We start from the raw sequence: 20087 nt of genomic DNA, 5'->3' as shown, positions 1-20087 counted from the left end.
GACGGCTTTTTAGTCTCTGGCACAATTTACGCGGTTTGTGCTTGAGAACGGCGGTTTAAAGCTATCAAAATCACCACGGGAATATTCATTAATACCCCATAGAGTAGCGGTGTTAATGCTAGCTCAGGTTGTTTTAACTGAACCACCGCAACAAAAATTGCCGTCCCCGCATTTTGAACGCCTACCTCTATAGCAAACGTTTTTGAAAGCTTGGCATCACCACGAAACAATTTGGACACAGCCAATCCCAGCCCCATCCCTAACAGACACAAGGTTAGGACAGCCACAGACGCTTGTGAAAACAGCTGATTGAATACTGAGGTATTTGCAGCGAGCGTCACCGCAACCGTAAAAAACAATGCCCAGAGGGCAGATTTTCCTGCGAACTCGGTAAACGCGTCAAACCGCTTACCGCGAATGAAGTGATTCAACACCATACCGAATAACACGGGAACCAATGTCACCGCGATAAGCTGCATGATCGCCGTTTTCACCGGAATCGCAGCAGAGACTTCTGGATATAGGAGCGGCAACAGCAAAGGTAAGCTAAACGGGATGATTAAGCTGCTAATCGCCGTCATGGTAATAGATAACGCCGCGTCTCCGCCAGCAAGATGGCTAATCGCATTCGATGACGCACCGCCGGGTGCGAGGGCCAAGATCCAAAGGCCAATCGCCACGACTTCCGGCAAATTAAGCATATAGACGAGAACGAAGGCGATTGCAGGCAAACCGAGTAATTGCGCACAGAGACCCGCAAAGGCAACGCTGGGATATTGTCCAACACGTTTAAAGTCTGCCAGCGTTAGCGTTAAACCCACACAAAACATCATCCATGCAAGGGCCAAAGGTAATCCAATGGTCAACATTGCTTGACTCATACACTTTCCTTATTCACTCAGTTTGTACTGCTACACGATCAAAAAAGGCGAACATAATGCCCGCCTTTTAATATACCCAAACAACTTGAAGATGCTGGACTCAGCGAGTTTGACTGTTGTTTGGGTATTAATTTCTTTGACCTTACGCGTTCCCTTTTACCTGCATCTGCAATTCCGCTGCGAAATCCAACATACGGTTCAAAGGAATAAGTGACTTAACACGAATAGCTTCATCAACGTGAATTTCATGCTCTTCGCCACCATCGCGTAGTGCAATGTCGATTGCTTTAAGGCCATTCATCGCCATCCAAGGACAGTGTGCACAGCTACGACAAGTTGCGCCTGCGTCCGCTGTTGGGGCTTCGATAAGCTCTTTCTCAGGCACCATTTGCTGCATCTTAAAGAAAATGCCTTTGTCAGTCGCGACAACCAATTGCTTGTTAGGTAGCTCTTTCGCCGCTTTGATTAGCTGACTGGTTGAGCCGACAGCGTCAGCTAACTCCACCACACTTGCTGGTGACTCGGGGTGGACCAAAATCGCGGCGTCGGGATACACAGCTTTCATGTCTTTCAGCGCTTTAGCAGAAAACTCATCATGAACAACACACTCACCTTGCCACAACAGCATGTCTGCGCCCGTTTTATCCGCAATATATGAGCCAAGATGACGATCCGGACCCCAGATAATCTTCTTACCGTCATCATCTAGATGTTCAACAATCTCCAATGCAATTGAAGATGTTACCACCCAATCAGCGCGCGCTTTTACAGCAGCCGATGTATTGGCATAGACAACAACGGTATGATCAGGGTGCGCATCACAGAATGCAGTAAAGCGGTCTTCTGGGCAGCCCAGATCCAACGAGCACTCTGCTTCCAGAGTCGGCATTAACACCGTTTTTTCTGGCGTTAGAATTTTCGCGCTCTCGCCCATAAACCGGACGCCAGCAACAAGAAGTGTTTTTGCCGGGTGCTTGTTACCAAACTTCGCCATTTCCAGCGAGTCACCAACGAATCCACCCGTCTCTTCAGCCAATGCCTGAATTTCAGGATCGGTGTAATAATGGGCAATCATCACGGCATCATTTTCTTTTAACTGTTGTTTGATGCTTGAGATGTAGTCTGCTTTTTGTTGCTCAGACAGCACCTCCGGTTTCGGAGGGAAGGGATATACCGTCTCTGCGGTATTGATAATCTGGCTCATCGACACACTCAGATTTGCTTGCAATTCGCCCATTATAACCAGCTTACAGCTGAATGTTTACTCTTTATGACGTCGATATTAAGCACAGATGTGGAAATTTTGAAAAAGAAAAAGCCGACAGTTTTGTCGGCTTTATAGGGAGATTTTACTTATTAGTTCAGCTGCTTTTCGGCTTGATTTGCCGTTGTTGTGCCAGGATATTCTTTGATAACACTCTGGAACAAGGTATTTGCACCGGCAGTATCGCCTTGGCGTTGAGCAACAATACCCAACTTCAACAATGCATCGGCGCGTTTACTGGACTTAGCAAACTGACTTACTGCTGTGAAATGCTTCTTCGCGGCATCCAATTCGCTTTTGGAGAAGTAAAGTTGGCCCAGCCAGTAATGCGCATTCGGCGTATAAATGGATTCTGGATACTTCGCAAGGAATGCATTAAATGCTTCTGTCGCGCCAACATAGTTTTTCTCTTTCAGAATCAGATTTACTGCCGCATCATATTCTGCGTTTTCTGTTTGATCTGTCGAGTATTTCTCTGTTGGGGCAGGAGCTTCCGGTTTCGCTTCCGGAGCAGGTGCTGGTTTCGCATTTCTCAACGTGTCAATTTCTCGGTAAAGATCACGTTGGCGTTCCAACATCTGGTTTAATTCGTAACTGTTTCTTTCTACTGTGCCACGTAGATTATCAAGCTCTCCCGCCATTTGGTCGAGTTGACGCTGCATATCTAGTTGCATTTGATTTCGAGCTTCAAGCATTCGCTCCAAGCGCTCAACAGAGCTGCTGCCGCCGCTACTGCCACCCAATTCAGTCACCGGAGCAGGTGCGGCAGCCACAGGGGCTGCCGCACTCACCAGTAACGCCAGCGAAAGACAACGCAAAGTGTTACTGTTCATAGGATTTACCTTAAATTAGTAAACCAGAACCGCACGACGGTTCTTCGCATAAGCTTCGTCGCTCTGGCCTAGCACCAAAGGTTTCTCTTCGCCGTAGCTTACGATAGAAATTTGAGACGCAGAAACACCCAGTGCTTGCAGGTATTTAGCTACTGCATTTGCACGACGCTCGCCCAGCGCGATGTTGTATTCAGGCGTACCACGCTCATCCGCATGACCTTCTACAACCACTTTAACTTCAGCATTTTCACGCAGGAAGTCAGCGTGTGCATCCAGCATATTTTCGAACTGTGGCAAAACTGAGTAGTCATCAAAGTTGAAGTAAATAGTCTGAGACTGACGCAGTTCGTTGTTGCGAATTTCTTGTTCAGTCAATGCGCCTTGGCCACCGTCTACTGGCGTCACGATAGTGGTTTCAGAACCTTGATTAGTTTGAGATCCCGCTGTGCTATCAGTAGAGCTGTCGCTTGAGCTACAAGCCGCCAGAGTGAACATTGGCAGCGCAATTGCCAAACCCTTAAGTACTTTATTAACTTGCATCTTGTTTTCCTTATATCAAATAAGCGCAAATATTATTGGAACGGGGACCATGATGGAGCTCTCACTCGCCCGTTTGTTGCTGGTAAACGCGCTTTGAATCGTCCGTCAATAGAAACCAACGAAAGTACGTTATCACGCCCATAAACTGAGCTGTAAATTACCATGCTACCATTCGGTGCAAGACTCGGAGATTCATCCAACATCGTTTTCGTTAAAATCTCAACAGCGCCCGTTTGCAAATCTTGCTTTGCAATGTTGTAGCCTGAGTCCGAGCGGTGAACCATTACCAGGTACCTACCGTCGGGTGTAATTTGACCACCGAGATTCTGGCTGCCCTGCCATGTAATCCGACTCGTAGAACCATCGGCTAAATTTACTCGATAAATCTGTGGTTTACCACCCCGGTCTGACGTAAAGATTAAAGACTTCCCGTCTGGATCCCAGAATGGCTCTGTGTTATTAGCTCGGCCTTTCGTGATCTGCTCCATTTTTCGTGTTTTCAAATCCAACACGTAGACTTGTAAACTTCCGGTTTTAGAGAGAACCAACGCCAGCTTACTGCCGTCCGGCGAGAAACGTGGTGAGCCATTGTGACGCGGGAATGACGAAATCATTTCGCGATCACCGGTGTAAATGTTCATCAAGAAGATCTGGGCCTGGCCGTTTTCAAAACTTACGTATGCCAGTTGCTTGCCATCTGGCGACCAAGCTGGTGACATCAACGGTTGCTTTGAACGAAGTACTAATAATTCGTTGTAGCCATCGTAATCCGCAATACGTAGCTGGTACGGGTAGTCTGCTTTGTCATCAATAACGACATACGCAATTCGCGTCAGAAACGCCCCCTTCTCTCCCGTCAGCTTTTCATACACCAAATCTGAAATTCGATGTGCATATTGACGAAGTTGTTTACCTGAAACCACTTTGCGGTTGTTCAAGAGCAAGTGGTCTTTAGTCAGCACCAGTTCGCCACTTGCAGACAAGCCTTTGCTCTTCCCGCCTGTCAGCTGTCCACGAACCACGTCAATAAGTTGATATTCAATCAAATACTTACCATCTGGTGTTTGACTGATTTCACCCGTCACTAAGGCATCAACCCCTAATGCGGTCCAATCATTGTAATCAACACTCTCATCGCTATAAGGCGTTTGAGGCATTTTATCCGTGGGGATTGGGCTGAACTTTCCACTACGCTGCAAATCAGACGCAATAACGGAGGACACATCCGTCGGCAACTTCCCTGGGCCGTCCCATTTAAAAGGAACGATAGCGATAGGGCGAGCTGAGTTTACCCCTTCAGTGATAACGAGTTTAAGCTCTGCATAAGCTGGCTGAATGATCACCAACATCAGTGTAATGACGCCAAAGAATGCGCGTTTCAGCATGAAGTATCCCTCTTACTCTGGTTTCACAGTCAACTCAATATCTTTGAGCTGTGCTGCGACATCTTGGTCTTCCGGCATGGGAAAGGAAGACACTTTTAATACTGCTGTTTTCGTTGCGCGACATAAAGCAGCGTTTCCGCCCACTTCAGACACGTCCAACAACAAACCTGTGCCGGATAGACGCATTTTAACAATACACTCCTGACCTCGAAGATTGTCATCGACCAGCAAGTTTTGTGTAATCATTTGTCTATAAATGCTGCCAAAGCGATCCACTTCACTTGCCATTTGTCGCCCTCGAGCCGTATCCCGCGTAGCGGACTCCGACTCGAGACCGCTAAAAAGCTCGTTAAGGGCAGCCTCCTGCTCTGCCTGCTTACGTTTGGCTTCAGCAGCCTTACGCTCGGCTTCCTTACGTGCTTCTTCTGCTTTACGCGCAGCTTCTTCCGCTTTACGCGCAGCTTCTTCCGCTTTTTTCTTCTCCGCTAGCTTACGCTTGCGTTCTTCATCCGCTTTGCGAGCTTCTTCTTCCGCCTTTTTCTTCTCAGCAACCTGACGTTTGCGTTCTTCTTCTGCTTTCAAACGCTCTTGTTCAGCTCGCTGACGGTCGGCTTCCGCTTTCTTCGCAGCAGCTTCGGCTTTTTGTTGTTGCTCAACACGACGCACTCGCTCCGCTTCCGCGGCTGCAGCTTTCTCTTTCGCTACGCGTGCGGCGGCTTCTGCCTTGCGCTGTTCGTCGGCAGCTTTTTCTTTCGCTTCTGCAATGCGCTTACGCTCAGTTTCCGCTTCACGCGCTGCTTTTTCAGCGGCCAACTTTTCAGTTCTCAATTCGCGCAAGCGTTTTTCTTCATGCTCACGCTGCTTTTCGAGTTGTTCAGCCTGCTGCTCCAAGCGCTTTAAGCGGTCACTCTCTTGTCGTTTCGCCTCGTCACGTTGTTCACGAATTTTCTTTGCCTGCGCACTCACGACACTTGGGTCAATCACAACCGCTTCGATGCTTTGCCCTGAAGGCTGGTGAACGACTTTGCTGAAATCTGCGCCCCAGAGCAAACCACCTATAAGTGCACCATGAAGCACAAAAGATATGACCGTGGCACCCGTATAATTATTGTTCTCTTTATTCTTCATTCACTTTCTCATTCTATGAATCAAGCGGTTCGGTCATCAGTCCCACAGAAGAGACTCCCGCCTGGTTCAATGCATCCAGGGTAAGAATGATTTCGGAATAAGGCACACGCCCATCACCACCGACTAAAACAGGTGATTTCGGATTGATTTCCAATTCAGCGCGTACTCGAATCAGCATATCTTGTAATGTCAGTCCGCGAACCATGTCACCATTGTTCACGCTAAGACCCAAGCCGCCATTCTGGTCCACTTCGACGATAATAAACGCGCCGCTGTCTTCTTCTTTCGCTAATTCAGTGGCTGTTTTCGCTGTCGAAGTCTGAGGAAGGTCAACGTCTACTCCTTGAGTAACGAATGGTGCTGTCACCATAAAAATGATAAGCAGCACCAACATCACATCGATATAAGGAACGACGTTAATCTCGGCCGTCATTTTCCGTCGTTTAGGTTGATAAGCCATGGCTTACTCCTTCGGTGCGGCAAATGCCTGACGGTGCAAGATGCTTGAGAACTCTTCCATAAAGTTCACATAGTTGTTTTCTAACTTGCCGACTTTAGACGTCAAACGGTTGTACGCCATTACCGCAGGAATCGCAGCAAACAGCCCCATCGCTGTAGCAACCAGTGCTTCTGCAATACCAGGCGCAACCATTGCCAACGTAGCCTGCTTCACAGCACCCAGTGCGATAAAGGCGTGCATGATGCCCCATACGGTACCAAACAGACCGATATACGGGCTAATTGAACCCACGGTTGCAAGGAAAGGAAGATTCGTTTCTAACGCTTCAACTTCTTTGGACAAAGACACACGCATTGCACGCGATGTGCCATCCATCACTGCATCAGGCACTTTGCCGTTGCTGCGATGAAGACGTGCAAACTCTTTAAAGCCAGAGTAAAAAATCTGCTCGCTGCCTGTCAGGCTATCTTTGCGAGCTTGTACTTCTTGATAAAGTTGAGATAAGTCCATTCCTGACCAGAATCGGTCTTCGAAGCGTTCCGCTTTTGCTGACGCTTGTGAAAGTACTTGCGAACGTTTGATGATCATCGCCCAAGACACAACTGACATGCCAAGCAGAACCAACATCACTGCTTTTACCAGCAGACTAGCCTGCAAAAACAGATCAAGAATTGAAAGTTCAGCGCTCACTAAAAATCTCCGATTGAATCGATATAGGAATGGATTTAGGTTTCATTTTCTCAGAGTCGACACAGGCTACCTTAACCAAGGCCCGGCACAACACATCGCCCTTTGAATTAACTAAATCCTGACAGAAAGTTAGGGTCACGCGACGTAATTCTGACACCGTTGTTTGAACAGTGAGCGATTCGTCTAACGTAGCGCCTTTAAAAAAGTCGATGTCCATATGGCGGACAACGAATGCAGTGTGCTCTTCAAACAGCACGTGTTGATTGACACCTATACTACGCAATAGTTCGGTGCGCGCACGCTCGAAGTATTTGAGATAGTTCGCATGATAGACAATACCACCTGTATCCGTGTCTTCGTAATACACGCGTATTGGCCAACAAAAAGGATGGAGATGACTCATCCGAATAATTACCTGAAATCCGTAATATGGTTTAGCGGAATACTATAACTGACTTGCTCAACATATTGAAACCTCGAAGCAACGAAGCGTGTCACGAATGGCGCAAAATAAAACAGCTCGGGGGTTACCCGAGCTGTTTAAAGTACCGATATGTGTTTCTGTCAGGTATAAGCCTGAACCAACATGACTGTCATGATGACCCACGCAAAGGGTGGGAAAAAGACAAGTTGCCAAAACCATCGACGCGGTTTGAACGCCATACCGTGGATTAACCCAGTACAGGTCGCCCAAATCAACGGCAATCCATTCGCAACAGTAAATCCCCCTAACTTGGCAGCAAATGCTTGCGGATCCCACATAACGAGACCGCCACACGCTAATGCAATAGCCAGAGAGAACAACATCAGTACGCGCTTGTGTAGACGGTCATGGAGACCGTCTAACAAAGCGATGAGCTTACTCTTCACTGTCGTGATCCATGGCTTCAGTGTGTTCTAACCAAAGCGCATTGATAATACCGAACGAGCACGCCAGCAATACACCTAGAATCCAAGCGAAATACCACATGGTCTACTCCTTCTCTTAGTACAGTGAGTTCTTGTTTTCTTCGATGAACTTGTCATCCAAGCGGCCAAACATTTTGTAGTAACACCAAGTGGTGTAACCCAGAATGATTGGAACCATAACAAACGCAACGACAGTCATGATGTTCAGCGTCAATTCACTCGACGTTGCATCCCACATGGTCAGACTCTGTGATGGGAACAGGCTTGATGGCATAACGAATGGGAACAACGCAAAGCCCGCTGTCAAAATCACACCCGCAATCGCCAAGCTTGAGAACAAGAACGCAAAACCACAACGCTCAAAACGCGACGATGCAGCTGCCAACAGTGGCATGATCACAGCCAGTGCCGGTGCAATCCACAATAGTGGGTATTCGTTGTAGTTGTTGAACAACGCACCTGTCATCGTGGTGACTTCTTTCGTCAGCGGGTTCGACGTCGCATTGGTGATGATCTCACTGGTGATCACATAACCTTCAATGCTTTGTGCCCAGAAGCCTGCAATCGCAAAACACACAGCGGTTAGAACTGCTGTCAGTTGCGCCACGTTACGAGAACGTGTGTGCAGGTCGCCTGTGGTTTTCATTTGTAGCCAGGTTGCACCTTGCGTCACGATCATGAACAAGCTCACCAAACCACACAGAATCGCAAATGGATTCAGCAGACCGAAGAAGTTTCCACGGTACGTTGGGACCAGCAGTTCGCTAAGTTCAAACGGAACACCTTGCAGCAAGTTACCGAATGCCACACCGAAGATAATTGGCGGAACAAAACCACCAATGAAAATCGCAGCATCCCATGCTTTACGCCAGCGTGGGTCTTCAATCTTTGAACGGTAGTCGAAACCAATAGGACGGAACCACAGCGCAGCCAGTGTTAAAATCATCGCCAGGTAGAAACCCGAGAATGACACGGCATAAACCAAAGGCCATGCAGCAAATAACGCACCGCCTGCGGTGATCAACCATACTTGGTTGCCATCCCAGTGTGGCGCGATTGAGTTAATCATGACACGGCGCTCGTTGTCGGTTTTACCGATAACAGGCACCAACGCACCCACACCCATGTCAAAACCATCGGTCACGGCGAAGCCAATCAGTAGTACACCAATCAGCAACCACCAGATCAATCGTAGGATTTCGTAATCAAACATCGCTCAAGCTCTCCTTATGCTTCAACCTGACGCGCAAGATCCGATTCAGGAGTCTTTTGCTGTTCAAAGTGGTAACGGCCAGTCTTCAGGCTGCTTGGGCCTTTACGAGCAAACTTAACCATCAGGTAAACTTCAGCGATCAGGAACACGGTGTACAGTGCAATGATGGCAACCAATGAAGTAATGATTTCGTACGGTGGCAGATTTGACGCTGCCATATGAACTGGCAGAATTTCACCCACAGCCCAAGGCTGACGACCGTACTCGGCAACAAACCAACCTGCTTCAGATGCAATCCAAGGCAGTGGAATCGCCAACAGAGCCAGTTTTAGAACCCAAGGTTTCTCGTCGATCTTCTGACGACAAGTTTGGTAGAACGCCATGCCGAAGATGAACAGCATTGCGAAGCCACACGCAACCATGATGCGGAAGCTCCAGAACAGCGGTGCTACCTGTGGAATAGAATCTTTAGCGGCTTGTTTGATTTGCGCTTCCGTTGCATCAACAACGTTTGGCGTGTGCTCTTTCAGCAGCAGACCGTAACCCAAGTCTTTCTTCACTGCGTCAAACGCAGCCAAGTTTTCAGGGGTTTTATCACCGTCACGCAGTTTTTCAAGCAGTCCGTAAGCAATCATACCGTTACGGATGCGCACTTCGTGCTCGTCGACCAGATCACGTAGGCCCGTAACTTCTTTGTCGAATGAACGCGTCGCAATGATACCCATTACGTATGGGATCTTGATGGCGTAATCAGTTTCCATGGTTTCTTGGTTAGGGAAACCGAACAGCGTAAATGCTGCTGGTGCTGGCTCGGTGTGCCACTCTGCTTCAATAGCAGCCAGTTTTACTTTCTGAACGTCACCCAGCTCATAGCCAGACTCGTCACCCAGAACGATCGTAGACAGGATGCCTGCAATACCGAAAGACGCTGCAATCGCAAATGAACGACGCGCAAACGCCACATCACGGCCTTTCAGCAAATAGTAAGCACTGATACCCAAAACGAACATTGCGCCCGTTGTGTAGCCCGCTGCAACAGTGTGAACGAATTTCACCTGAGCAACTGGGTTAAGTACAACTTCAGCAAAGCTCACCATTTCCATTCGCATGCTTTCGAAGTTGAACTCTGCACCTACAGGGTTTTGCATCCAACCATTCGCGACCAGAATCCAAAGCGCTGAAAAGTTAGAACCGATAGCTGTTAACCAAGTAACAGTAAGGTGTTGACGCTTGGATAGGCGATCCCAGCCGAAGAAGAACATACCCACGAGGGTTGATTCTAAGAAGAATGCCATTAGCGCTTCGATAGCCAGTGGGGCCCCGAAAATATCGCCAACGTAGTGAGAGTAGTATGCCCAGTTTGTACCAAACTGGAACTCCATCGTAAGGCCTGTCGCAACGCCTAGTGCGAAGTTAATACCGAATAGCTTACCCCAGAACTTAGTCATGTCCTTGTAGATTTGCTTATCAGTCATTATATACAGCGACTCCATGATAGCCAATAAAAAGGCCATACCCAGAGTCAATGGGACAAATAGAAAGTGATACATCGCGGTGAGAGCAAATTGGAACCGCGATAGATCCACAATATCAGTTAACATGGTAACTCCTTCATCGTCAGGCTGACTGACGCACAACATTTTCATGTTGTTAAGTAAATGCTTAAACACATGCGAGGCTTGCAAGCCGCGCTTTACCGAGCTTACTTACGGGAGCTGTGTGAACAGCCCTCCATTATTATGTTGCACTTATGTACTTCACTCGTTAGGATTCTGTTAAGCACCCCCTAATATAGTGACAACTAATATTAAACATTCTGGCAATGGTCTTCAAAGCATTTGGGCCTTTGAAGCATTGATTGCTGTCAATTTAATCAGTTTGCGCTAACCCTTATTTATTGTGTTATTGAGCATCGTCATCTTTTTAGTCATTAAATACAGTCCGGCGAAGAATAGAAAACCCTAAGCAGGTTACGTATAAAATTAATGCGAATAACACAATTACAACACTGCAGGTGTAAAAAAGGCCAACGATCATGCTGGCCTCTTACTTCATGAAGTATAGTGATTACTCTGAGAGATCAAATCCAAAGTGCAGGTAGGCACGCTGGCTAGCAATACGTCCGCGAGGTGTTCGCTGAAGATAACCTTGTTGAATAAGGAAAGGTTCAATGACATCTTCAATCGTGTCCTTAGCCTCTCCAATGGCTGCCGCAAGGTTATCTAGGCCTACCGGTCCCCCATCAAACTTCTCGATAATGGCAGTAAGAAGTTTCCGGTCCATATAGTCAAAGCCTAGATTATCAACATCCAGCATATCCAAAGCCTTTGATGCTATATCCGCATTAATATGACCATCCGCTTTTACTTCCGCATAGTCACGCACACGGCGAAGAAGACGGTTGGCAATGCGTGGCGTACCACGTGCACGGCGAGCAATTTCATATGCGCCCTCCTCGACCATGTCCAAATTCAGACAGTTTGCTGAACGCTGAACAATTCCTTTGAGGTCCGCGATATTGTAATACTCAAGACGCTGAGTGATGCCAAAGCGATCTCGAAGCGGCGATGTCAAAGAACCTGCGCGCGTCGTTGCTCCAATCAATGTAAACGGAGGCAAATCGATTTTAATCGAGCGCGCCGCTGGACCTTCACCAATCATAATATCGAGCTGGTAATCTTCCATCGCTGGATACAGAATTTCTTCAACGACAGGACTCAAACGGTGAATTTCGTCAATAAAGAGGACATCATGCGGCTCCAAATTGGTCAATAGCGCCGCCAAGTCACCTGCCTTTTCTAGCACTGGTCCAGACGTAGAACGAATATTGACGTCCATCTCGTTCGCCACAATATGAGCAAGTGTCGTTTTACCCAGACCCGGTGGGCCAAATATTAACAGGTGATCCAGTGCTTCTTGGCGATTACGTGCGGCGTGAATGAAGATCTCCATTTGACTGCGAACATGATCCTGACCTTGGTAGTCAGCCAACATCTTCGGTCGAATTGCACGGTCAATGACGTCATCTTCACGGCTCGGTGGCACGGTGCCCATCAGTCGGTCGGCTTCAATCATTTATATTGCTCCATTACACCATCGAACGCAGTGCATCACGGATAATGGCTTCACTCTTCATGCCGTCCTGTGCTACTTGCTTAACTACTTTCTCAGCTTGCGCTGCTTTATAACCCAAGGCAATAAGTGCACTGATTGCTTCGTCTTTTGGTGCTGTCGACGCCGCAACCACCGTGTCAGTATTTGAAGCGCGACGCGCAGCTGCGTCGGCATGTGGGGTAAACAGATCGAAGGCATGCCAGTTTTTGAGGCGGTCACGCATTTCAATAACCAGTCGTTCCGCTGTCTTCTTACCCACGCCCGGGATTTTCACCAGCGTCGAGACATCTTCGCGCTCAACACTGTCAACGAATTGGGTTGCCGTCATGCCCGACAAAATTGCAAGGCCCAGTTTCGGACCCACACCGTTCGCCTTAATGACTTCTCGGAACAAAGCCCGCTCAACTGTCGTGTTAAAACCATAAAGTAATTGAGCATCTTCACGCACAACAAAGTGGGTATAAACAATGGCTTCTTCACCCACTTCTGGCAGTTCGTAAAAACAGCTCATTGGCATACTCACTTCGTAGCCAACGCCGTTTACTTCGAGAAGAATTTCAGGTGGTTGCTTTTCAAGCAAAATTCCGCGTAATCGGCCAATCACAATAGAGACTCGGTATTCTGGTTACAATTGCCGTTAGGATAATAAACAACTGGATAGATATCCAGTTTTAATCCAGACTCAATGGCAGAATTGAGCAAGCGGTCAGACACAAATTGCCAAAGGAATAGATACGAAAAGCGGGCATTACGCCCGCTAGTAGGATGTCATTTTAGAGTTTTGCGTTTTACAACACACTGCCCAGCGAAATCAGCAGACCCGCAATCGTACCGCTCATCAGGTTTGCCAGGATTGCCGCCAACAGCGCACGAACACCAATCTTGTTGAATTCTTTACGACGTCCCGGAGACATTGCGCTCAAGCCACCAATCACCATGGCCAATGAACCGATGTTAGCGAAGCCGCACAGTGCAAAGATGATAATTGCTTGTGATTTTTCTGACAGTTCACCAGCAACGTCCAAGAAACTTACGTAAGCCACGAATTCGTTGATTACGATTTTCTGACCAATCAAAGACGCTGCAGTGACCGCTTCATCCCATGGCACACCCAACAGAAACGCCAATGGCGAAAGCAAGTAACCCAGAATTAACTGAACAGTGATGCCTTCAAAGCCAATCAAGCCCGCCAGCGCACCGACGATGCCATTCAGTAATGCGGTTAGCGCAACAAACGAAATCAGCAGTGCGGTAACGCACGCGACTTGTTGCATACCAATCATCGAACCCTGAGTAATTGCATCCAGCAAGGTTTCAGGTTCATCGCTGTTTTCTTCCACCGTCGCTTCAAGGGTTTTCCTTGGCTCATCAACTTCTGGGCAAAGCAGTTTTGCAAACAGCAGACCAGCAGGCGCTGTCATGAAACATGCAGTCAGGATGTATTTCACATCGATACCCAGATTGATGTAACCAATCATGGTGCCGCCCGCCACAGACGCTAAACCACCCGCCATAACAGCAAACAGCTCTGAACGTGTCATGGTGTGAACAAAAGGACGAACCAAAGATGGCGCTTCAATAGGGCCAACGAAGATATTTGCCGTTGCAGACATTGATTCAGCGTGGCTTGTACCCAACACTTTTTTCAATGCACCACCAATGACCGCGATGACTTTCTGCATGATTTTCAGATAGTAAAGCACGGAGATCAGCGCAGAGATGAAGATAACAACGCAGAGAACGTTAATAACGAAAACGAAGCCTACTTTGTAGTTCGCTAAATCGCCAAAGGTAAATGCCAAGCCATCATTTGCATAGTTGATGACGCTGCCTACACCATCCGCGACGGTTTGAAGCATTGCTTGACCAAATGGAACATACATAACAAACACACCAAACGCCACTTGAATAGCAAGCGCGCCACCAACGGTGCGAACGTTAATTTTCTTACGGTTGTCGGAAAATAATACAGCAATAGCAATCAGGGATGCCATGCCGATAAGGCTCATGATAATGCTCATAAACTGGGTGATCTCTAGTGGGCAAAAAGCGTTAATCTAGCGAGTATGTCGCTGCCGAACGTTTTTTAACGTCGGCAGGATTTGAAAAGAAGGACACTTGTCCTTTTCGGTCAACTTGCGAACAGATCAGAGCAAAAAAAGTGAGAAATTGAGAAGATCATCATTAAAACGAAAACGTTTGCTAGAAACCGTTTGCGGTTAGCAGGCATCCAGTTCGTTTTTAAGGACATCCAGTTTCGCAATACGGTAGGTGCTACGCTTTTTGTCCACCACGCCTTCGTCCACCAGTCTTTAACGACGCGGCGAAACGCGCGTGTTGTAGCACCGAGTTCACTGGCATGTTGATCCGTTTTAAACTCAAACCAACCGTCGTTTGCTTCCGCAGATTTATTTAACATTACACGAATAATGTTAAACCTCAGTGTGTAGAGGATATTGCTCAATGTATGACCGATCGACTCTTCATACCTTCCGGTCACCAATTGAAGGAAGTTAATCGCCATATCTGGCTGCTGTGCAACTGCTTCTAATAATTTGGCGCGACTTATCTGGTAGCCATTTGCGTCACTAAGCGCCGTCACGCTGAACACATACCGTCCCTCTGGCCGAAACACTTCCATCTCGCCCAGCACCCCCGTAAAACCTCGCTGTGAATTGACGATATAACGCTTACCTGCTGGTGTTAAATAGGAAACGGAAAAATCGCACTTATTCACCAAAAACAATTGGTTAGCACATTCACCTTGCACCAAAAAAGTATCGCCTTTGTGGATTTTAAACGGGCGACAAAAAGGTTGTTCTAATAACGATTGAAAAAGCGAAGTTTGAGCCTGAAGAGACATACCATCACGTCTTAGTAATACCATGTATAACTCATTTCCGTGAGTCGCCTAAAAGCCAAAAGCTCCGTTTTGCAACATGGAAGAGGTTGTTAGCGGACAAGTGTCCTTTTTTCGGATTGCACAACACCCTAGAGTATGCGCGTCACAACATTATCCTTTAGGAGCCAAAATGGCAACTCCACATATCAATGCTAACCCAGGTGATTTTGCAGAAACAATTCTGATGCCGGGTGACCCGCAACGCGCTAAATACATTGCTGATAACTTTCTAGAAGACGCAGTACAAGTCACTGACGTTCGCGGTATGCTGGGCTTTACTGGTTTCTATAAAGGCAAGAAGCTGTCTGTTATGGGCCATGGCATGGGTGCGCCTTCTGCTTCTATCTATGTTCACGAGCTGATCAACCACTACGGCATCAAAAACCTAATCCGCATCGGTAGCTGTGGTGCTATCCATGACGACGTTAAGTTGATGGACCTGGTTATTGCGATGGGCGCATCAACGGATTCTAAAATGAACCGTACCCGCCTACGTGACCACGACTTTGCAGCTCTGGCAAACTACGACATGCTGCGCACCGCAGTAGATGTAGCAAAAGAAAAAGAACTGTCTGTAAAGGTAGGTAATGTGTTCTCTTCTGACATGTTCTACCGTCCAGACGAAGACTTCTACCCACTTCTGGCGAAATACGGCGTTTACGGCGTAGAAATGGAAGTGAGTGCATTCTATAGCTTGGCGGCTGAGTTCGGTGTTCGCGCGCTGGCAATCTGCACCGTGACTGATCACATTATCCGTCACGAAGGCCTAAGTGCTGAAGACCGTGTTACGACTCTGAATGACATGATTAGCTTGGCGTTGGATACAGCAGTTTCTCTATAATAAAAAATACCCAGCTATACACATAGACTGGGTAAATGAAACACAACATATCGTTTTAGGCAGGTCTCCCCTGCCTTTTTTCATCAGAAGATACAGTGTTTAGCGAAATCTCCCGCTTCACTGGCTGTCCAATCTCCCTTGGGTTTTTCTTTAAGATCATTACACCATTCTTTACTGCCTACTTCTGGCGAACAGCCCGCCACAAACAGCAACACGAATAGCGCTGCAATGCATTTTTTCATCGTACTTCCTTGTTTATTTTCATTCGATAGACCTGACAATCGCAAAAGTATCAGATAACAGACTCCGCACCATGCCCCTAAGCCACAAATTATTCCCAAAACACCAGATTAATTACCGACTGCATCATTGAGATACACGGCATCTGAAGCCACAAGCTGAAGTGATGCAAACTCACGATATAACGGGCTGGTTTCCATCAGCTCCTGATGTGTTCCGGTCGCCACTATATTGCCTTTATCTAGCACCAATATTCGATCAGCATTCACGACTGTTGCGAGCCTATGCGCAATCACCAGCGACGTTTTGTTCTTCATCAACGCATCCAATGCGTGCTTAACTTGATGCTCACTCACTGCATCCAGAGCACTTGTCGCTTCATCAAGCAACAAGACAGGACGATCGGCCAAAATGGCACGAGCGATAGAAATACGTTGCTTCTGACCACCCGACAAACGGACGCCTCGTTCCCCGAGTTCCGTATCATAGCCATCGGTAAATTCTGTAATAAAGTCATGTGCCGACGCGGCTTTACAGGCATTGATCACTTCGTTCATCGAAGCATCAGGCTTACCATAACGCACGTTTTCCAATACGCTGGTTGCAAAGATCACTGATTCTTGAGGTACCAAGGCAAATTGTTCACGCAGTCGATCAAGTGCCAAATGTTTAATCGGCTCGTTATCAATACGGATTTCGCCACTTTGCACATCAAAAAAGCGCTGAAGAAGTGCAAATACCGAACTTTTCCCCGCTCCGCTAGGGCCCACTAAAGCAACACGTTCACCAGCTTGAATGGAGAAAGAGAGAGACTGGAACACTTCCTGACTGTCATCGCCCGGATACGCAAAGTTCACCGCATTGAAAGACAAATCGCCTTTTCCATGCTCAGGAAAGGCAACCGGAGAGGATGTATCTTCGATATCAGGCTGCATATCGGACAGTTCAATTAAACGCTCGGTTGCCCCCGCTGCGCGTTGTATATCCCCAATGACTTCACTGATCGTGGCCACACCACCCGCGACCAACAAAGCGTAGAACATAAAAGCTGACAACTCACCGGCGGACAGCGACCCATCCAATACATTTAGCGCCCCTATCCATGTCACCAAAATGATGGCAACAATGCTGAGCAACACGACAGAAGCCATTAGCGTCGCACGATAACGAATACGCAGTTTGGCCGCATCCATCACCGTTTCAACCCGGGCCTGAAACACGGAGGTTTCTGTTTTTTCGTGGTTGTATGATTGGACAGTTCGGATTTCATGCAGCGTTTCATCAACATGTGCACCTAAGTCCGCCACTTTGTCCTGACTGACACGGGCCAGTTTACGAACCCGTCTGCCAAGTACACCAATTGGTACTAGCACCACGGGAACGGCAAGCAGTACCAACACCGTCAACTTCACGCTGGTGATCCCCATCATCACCAAACCACCTAACACGGATACACCCGAGCGAAGGGCCATCGACAAACTGGATCCAACAACGGTTTGAAGCAATGTCGTATCCGCAGTAAATCTGCTGATAACTTCGCCAGTCCGCGCTTTGGCGTAGAACGTGGGAGTTAACGTTAGTAATTGTTCATAAACTCGAATACGAATATCCGCGCTGACACGCTCACCGAGCCAACTCATCAGATAAAATCGACAGAAGGTCGCAAGGCCACTGACAAGCGTGATTGCAAGAATGAAGAGAACGATTTGGTTCAGTTCAGACGCATTGCCGGATAAGAAGCCTTCATCAACCACAAGCCGAACACCCTGCCCTAAAGCAAGCCAACTTAGTGATCCCAAAAAGAGAAAGAACACCGCAGCGAGAACGCGGTTTTTGTACGGCGTTAGAAACGCAGACACCCAAGCCAAAATTGATCGGGTGTTATGATGCTGAGGTTTGCTGGAATCTGACACGAATCTTCCTAGAAAAACAAACGTTAGATGACCAACGTTTTACACTATTTTGACGCTGTTTGACGAACGATTATTTACAACACTGAACAAGTGCTAGCGGTGCAATCGGTTTGCGAGCACTATTTTTTCAATGCGATTTCCATCAAACCAATACACGATTCCATGGACACGATCGATGGCATTGTCACCATTTACGTCTTTCTTAAGTGCACGCTCTACTTTTTTGCGGCTATCACCAATTTTGAGGTAATTCCGGTCTTTGTAACTGCGATCGAAAATGATGATGGACCGAACCTTTCCATCATGCTTATTGACAGCGGCGTCGAACTTTCGATACCTAAATAGCGTATATTTGTCTTTTTCAAGGGTACGTAAAGGCTTTCCGTGAAAGTGCTTGAGGGATCGTTCAGTTGATGAACCAACTTTGATGTTTTTGTAGGTTGAGTCGTAGTTCATGTAGTCAGCAGCGAACACATTTCCTGTGTTCAAAATAAGCGCGAGCATCATGCCCAAAATAAAACACATCGGTGTTCCTTCCCTATGTTGCCATTTTCGTCGTCGAGCACAACCTTGTGCCACACTACCAATTGCAACACTCTAGAAGAAGAACACCAAGCATTTGACTGTCACTCGGAAGACACCTCAACTTATTTGCGTTTCATTTTCACAAGACTTGCAGGATTAATCGACTTCCTCCCTGTCCCCACGTTTGGTTTGATACAGCAAAAATGCCGCGGAAAGCCAAACTAAACAGGCCATTACAAACAAGATGCCACCATCGTTACCAACCACGTCGCCAGCTGCGTTAAAGGCAGGTTGAGCCACACCAATCGGGGTAAACAAGTGGAAGAATATCGCGCCAGTCATTGTGCCAATTGCCAGTAAAGCACCTAGGGCATGGAATCGGGTAAACAACAGAACGGAAGCAATGAGTTCCGTGATTCCCACTATATACGCGCCGTATTGACCAAACCAAGCAAGTCCGGACCATTTACCTAGCGTTCCAAAAATAAACTCAGTTTCTGGCGAGCCTGTAAACTTAAAGAAAAGCGATTGAACAAACACAAACGCTATAAAAATACACAGTCCCCATTTTACGTATCTCATCGTTTCCCCATTCAATATGTTGATTTCCCTTTAACAACCATAGAAAAGAACGAGGATTTCACTAATCGCTTTCAAACATTTATTGATAACGCGCGATCAAAAAAAGCAGCTAGGTAGCTGCTTTTGAAAGTAAAAAGAGTGCCTAACGGTAACGGCCTCGACGGGCACTTTTGGCCTGCCCAGCCATCGCTACCAATGTGTGGTTCGTATGTGCGTGACAAATAGCAACTGCCAACGCATCTGCCGCATCCGCTTGGGGTGTTGATGGCAGTTTCAACATGTGCACGACCATTGCCTGCACCTGTTTCTTATCCGCGCTGCCTTTGCCAACAACCGCTTGCTTTATCAAACGGGCAGCATACTCACTAACTGGTAATCCCGCGTTTACAGCTGCCACAATCGCGCTACCACGCGCCTGACCGAGCTTTAATGCAGAGTCGGCATTTCGTGCCATAAACACTTGTTCAATCGCAAAGGTATCAGGCTGAAATTGGGTGATGACTTCACTTACACCAGCAAAGATCTGGCCGAGCTTTCCCGCTAAATCTTCAGAATCTGTACGAATACAACCACTACCAAGGTACTCCAAATTGCGTCCTTGATGGCGGATCACGCCGTAGCCAGTGATCCGCGAACCCGGGTCAATCCCGAGAATAATTGCCACGAG

General features: G+C 47.4%; 23 protein-coding genes. 1 reads left to right on the top strand and 22 read right to left on the bottom strand.

The window, feature by feature from the left end:
- Positions 1–26 precede the first annotated feature (26 nt).
- The 17 genes from B5D35_RS08975 to B5D35_RS08895 all read right to left on the bottom strand — a co-directional run bounded on the left by B5D35_RS08975 (position 27) and on the right by B5D35_RS08895 (position 15304).
- A complete protein-coding gene (locus tag B5D35_RS08975; protein ID WP_078752252.1) occupies positions 27–881 on the bottom strand; it encodes a bile acid:sodium symporter family protein in 855 nt (284 codons plus the stop codon).
- Positions 882–1023: 142 nt separating this feature from the next.
- The gene (nadA, locus tag B5D35_RS08970; RefSeq protein ID WP_078752272.1) at positions 1024–2085 is read right to left on the bottom strand and encodes a quinolinate synthase NadA; all 1062 of its coding nucleotides are present in this window, start codon (positions 2083–2085) and stop codon (positions 1024–1026) included.
- Between the two features lie 152 nt (positions 2086–2237).
- The gene (gene ybgF, locus B5D35_RS08965; protein WP_078752251.1) at positions 2238–2978 is read right to left on the bottom strand and encodes a tol-pal system protein YbgF; all 741 of its coding nucleotides are present in this window, start codon (positions 2976–2978) and stop codon (positions 2238–2240) included.
- A gap of 15 nt (positions 2979–2993) precedes the next feature.
- Entirely contained in the window at positions 2994–3518 is a 525-nt protein-coding gene (gene pal, locus B5D35_RS08960) for a peptidoglycan-associated lipoprotein Pal (protein ID WP_078752250.1), read from the bottom strand.
- A gap of 32 nt (positions 3519–3550) precedes the next feature.
- Positions 3551–4903, bottom strand: coding sequence for a Tol-Pal system beta propeller repeat protein TolB (gene tolB / locus B5D35_RS08955; RefSeq protein WP_078752249.1), 1353 nt, complete (start codon positions 4901–4903; stop codon positions 3551–3553).
- A 12-nt stretch (positions 4904–4915) separates the two neighbouring features.
- Positions 4916–6031, bottom strand: coding sequence for a cell envelope integrity protein TolA (tolA, locus tag B5D35_RS08950; protein ID WP_078752248.1), 1116 nt, complete (start codon positions 6029–6031; stop codon positions 4916–4918).
- 13 nt (positions 6032–6044) lie between these two features.
- Complete coding sequence (gene tolR / locus B5D35_RS08945; RefSeq protein ID WP_078752247.1) at positions 6045–6491, bottom strand: protein TolR; 447 nt, start codon at positions 6489–6491, stop codon at positions 6045–6047.
- Between the two features lie 3 nt (positions 6492–6494).
- Entirely contained in the window at positions 6495–7181 is a 687-nt protein-coding gene (tolQ, locus tag B5D35_RS08940; RefSeq protein WP_078752246.1) for a protein TolQ, read from the bottom strand.
- A complete protein-coding gene (gene ybgC, locus B5D35_RS08935; protein WP_078752245.1) occupies positions 7171–7584 on the bottom strand; it encodes a tol-pal system-associated acyl-CoA thioesterase in 414 nt (137 codons plus the stop codon). The genes tolQ and ybgC overlap by 11 nt, the downstream gene beginning before the upstream one ends.
- 161 nt (positions 7585–7745) lie before the next feature.
- Positions 7746–8051, bottom strand: coding sequence for a cyd operon YbgE family protein (locus B5D35_RS08930; RefSeq protein WP_244556541.1), 306 nt, complete (start codon positions 8049–8051; stop codon positions 7746–7748).
- On the bottom strand, positions 8041–8151 hold the full coding sequence (cydX, locus tag B5D35_RS08925) for a cytochrome bd-I oxidase subunit CydX (RefSeq protein WP_078752244.1): 111 nt from the start codon (positions 8149–8151) through the stop codon (positions 8041–8043). The genes B5D35_RS08930 and cydX overlap by 11 nt, the downstream gene beginning before the upstream one ends.
- A 15-nt stretch (positions 8152–8166) precedes the next feature.
- Positions 8167–9303 (bottom strand): cytochrome d ubiquinol oxidase subunit II, encoded by a 1137-nt coding sequence (gene cydB, locus B5D35_RS08920; protein ID WP_078752243.1) that lies wholly within the window; start codon positions 9301–9303, stop codon positions 8167–8169.
- Between the two features lie 14 nt (positions 9304–9317).
- Positions 9318–10904: a cytochrome ubiquinol oxidase subunit I gene (gene cydA / locus B5D35_RS08915; RefSeq protein ID WP_078752242.1), complete on the bottom strand. Its 1587-nt coding sequence runs from the start codon at positions 10902–10904 to the stop codon at positions 9318–9320.
- A 466-nt stretch (positions 10905–11370) separates the two neighbouring features.
- Complete coding sequence (gene ruvB, locus B5D35_RS08910; RefSeq protein WP_078752241.1) at positions 11371–12378, bottom strand: Holliday junction branch migration DNA helicase RuvB; 1008 nt, start codon at positions 12376–12378, stop codon at positions 11371–11373.
- Positions 12379–12391: 13 nt separating this feature from the next.
- Positions 12392–13021: a Holliday junction branch migration protein RuvA gene (gene ruvA / locus B5D35_RS08905; protein WP_078752240.1), complete on the bottom strand. Its 630-nt coding sequence runs from the start codon at positions 13019–13021 to the stop codon at positions 12392–12394.
- Positions 13022–13205: 184 nt separating this feature from the next.
- Positions 13206–14438 carry a NupC/NupG family nucleoside CNT transporter gene (locus B5D35_RS08900; RefSeq protein WP_078752239.1) on the bottom strand — a complete coding sequence of 411 codons (1233 nt, stop codon included), beginning with the start codon at positions 14436–14438 and terminating at the stop codon, positions 13206–13208.
- A gap of 110 nt (positions 14439–14548) precedes the next feature.
- On the bottom strand, positions 14549–15304 hold the full coding sequence (locus tag B5D35_RS08895; RefSeq protein WP_078752238.1) for a Crp/Fnr family transcriptional regulator: 756 nt from the start codon (positions 15302–15304) through the stop codon (positions 14549–14551).
- A gap of 145 nt (positions 15305–15449) precedes the next feature.
- On the opposite strand from B5D35_RS08895, the gene deoD reads away from it, so the two are divergent.
- Complete coding sequence (gene deoD, locus B5D35_RS08890) at positions 15450–16160, top strand: purine-nucleoside phosphorylase (protein WP_078752237.1); 711 nt, start codon at positions 15450–15452, stop codon at positions 16158–16160.
- Positions 16161–16243: 83 nt separating this feature from the next.
- On the opposite strand, the gene B5D35_RS08885 is transcribed toward deoD, so the two are convergent.
- The 5 genes from B5D35_RS08885 to ruvC form a co-directional block, all read right to left on the bottom strand.
- Complete coding sequence (locus B5D35_RS08885) at positions 16244–16402, bottom strand: DUF3012 domain-containing protein (protein WP_078752236.1); 159 nt, start codon at positions 16400–16402, stop codon at positions 16244–16246.
- Positions 16403–16510: 108 nt separating this feature from the next.
- Complete coding sequence (locus B5D35_RS08880) at positions 16511–18313, bottom strand: ABC transporter transmembrane domain-containing protein (RefSeq protein WP_078752235.1); 1803 nt, start codon at positions 18311–18313, stop codon at positions 16511–16513.
- Between the two features lie 93 nt (positions 18314–18406).
- The gene (locus B5D35_RS08875) at positions 18407–18838 is read right to left on the bottom strand and encodes a hypothetical protein (protein ID WP_078752234.1); all 432 of its coding nucleotides are present in this window, start codon (positions 18836–18838) and stop codon (positions 18407–18409) included.
- Positions 18839–18994: 156 nt separating this feature from the next.
- The gene (locus B5D35_RS08870; RefSeq protein ID WP_078752233.1) at positions 18995–19420 is read right to left on the bottom strand and encodes a hypothetical protein; all 426 of its coding nucleotides are present in this window, start codon (positions 19418–19420) and stop codon (positions 18995–18997) included.
- 142 nt (positions 19421–19562) lie between these two features.
- On the bottom strand, positions 19563–20084 hold the full coding sequence (gene ruvC, locus B5D35_RS08865; protein ID WP_078752232.1) for a crossover junction endodeoxyribonuclease RuvC: 522 nt from the start codon (positions 20082–20084) through the stop codon (positions 19563–19565).
- Positions 20085–20087 lie beyond the last annotated feature (3 nt).

Source organism: Enterovibrio nigricans DSM 22720, from assembly GCF_900167155.1.
In the GTDB taxonomy this organism is placed as follows: domain Bacteria; phylum Pseudomonadota; class Gammaproteobacteria; order Enterobacterales; family Vibrionaceae; genus Enterovibrio; species Enterovibrio nigricans.
The sequence above is the reverse complement of the archived record's forward strand: the minus strand, read 5'-3'. Positions and strand labels throughout refer to the sequence as shown.

Bases quoted from the DNA above. Each gene is read 5' to 3' on its own strand.
- B5D35_RS08975 (WP_078752252.1), bottom strand. From the start codon at position 881: ATGAGTCAAGCAATGTTGACCATTGGATTACCTTTGGCCCTTGCATGG.
- nadA (WP_078752272.1), bottom strand. From the start codon at position 2,085: ATGAGCCAGATTATCAATACCGCAGAGACGGTATATCCCTTCCCTCCG.
- ybgF (WP_078752251.1), bottom strand. From the start codon at position 2,978: ATGAACAGTAACACTTTGCGTTGTCTTTCGCTGGCGTTACTGGTGAGT.
- pal (WP_078752250.1), bottom strand. From the start codon at position 3,518: ATGCAAGTTAATAAAGTACTTAAGGGTTTGGCAATTGCGCTGCCAATG.
- tolB (WP_078752249.1), bottom strand. From the start codon at position 4,903: ATGCTGAAACGCGCATTCTTTGGCGTCATTACACTGATGTTGGTGATC.
- tolA (WP_078752248.1), bottom strand. From the start codon at position 6,031: ATGAAGAATAAAGAGAACAATAATTATACGGGTGCCACGGTCATATCT.
- tolR (WP_078752247.1), bottom strand. From the start codon at position 6,491: ATGGCTTATCAACCTAAACGACGGAAAATGACGGCCGAGATTAACGTC.
- ybgC (WP_078752245.1), bottom strand. From the start codon at position 7,584: ATGAGTCATCTCCATCCTTTTTGTTGGCCAATACGCGTGTATTACGAA.
- cydX (WP_078752244.1), bottom strand. From the start codon at position 8,151: ATGTGGTATTTCGCTTGGATTCTAGGTGTATTGCTGGCGTGCTCGTTC.
- cydB (WP_078752243.1), bottom strand. From the start codon at position 9,303: ATGTTTGATTACGAAATCCTACGATTGATCTGGTGGTTGCTGATTGGT.
- cydA (WP_078752242.1), bottom strand. From the start codon at position 10,904: ATGTTAACTGATATTGTGGATCTATCGCGGTTCCAATTTGCTCTCACC.
- ruvB (WP_078752241.1), bottom strand. From the start codon at position 12,378: ATGATTGAAGCCGACCGACTGATGGGCACCGTGCCACCGAGCCGTGAA.
- B5D35_RS08900 (WP_078752239.1), bottom strand. From the start codon at position 14,438: ATGAGCATTATCATGAGCCTTATCGGCATGGCATCCCTGATTGCTATT.
- B5D35_RS08895 (WP_078752238.1), bottom strand. From the start codon at position 15,304: ATGGTATTACTAAGACGTGATGGTATGTCTCTTCAGGCTCAAACTTCG.
- deoD (WP_078752237.1), top strand. From the start codon at position 15,450: ATGGCAACTCCACATATCAATGCTAACCCAGGTGATTTTGCAGAAACA.
- B5D35_RS08885 (WP_078752236.1), bottom strand. From the start codon at position 16,402: ATGAAAAAATGCATTGCAGCGCTATTCGTGTTGCTGTTTGTGGCGGGC.
- B5D35_RS08875 (WP_078752234.1), bottom strand. From the start codon at position 18,838: ATGTGTTTTATTTTGGGCATGATGCTCGCGCTTATTTTGAACACAGGA.
- B5D35_RS08870 (WP_078752233.1), bottom strand. From the start codon at position 19,420: ATGAGATACGTAAAATGGGGACTGTGTATTTTTATAGCGTTTGTGTTT.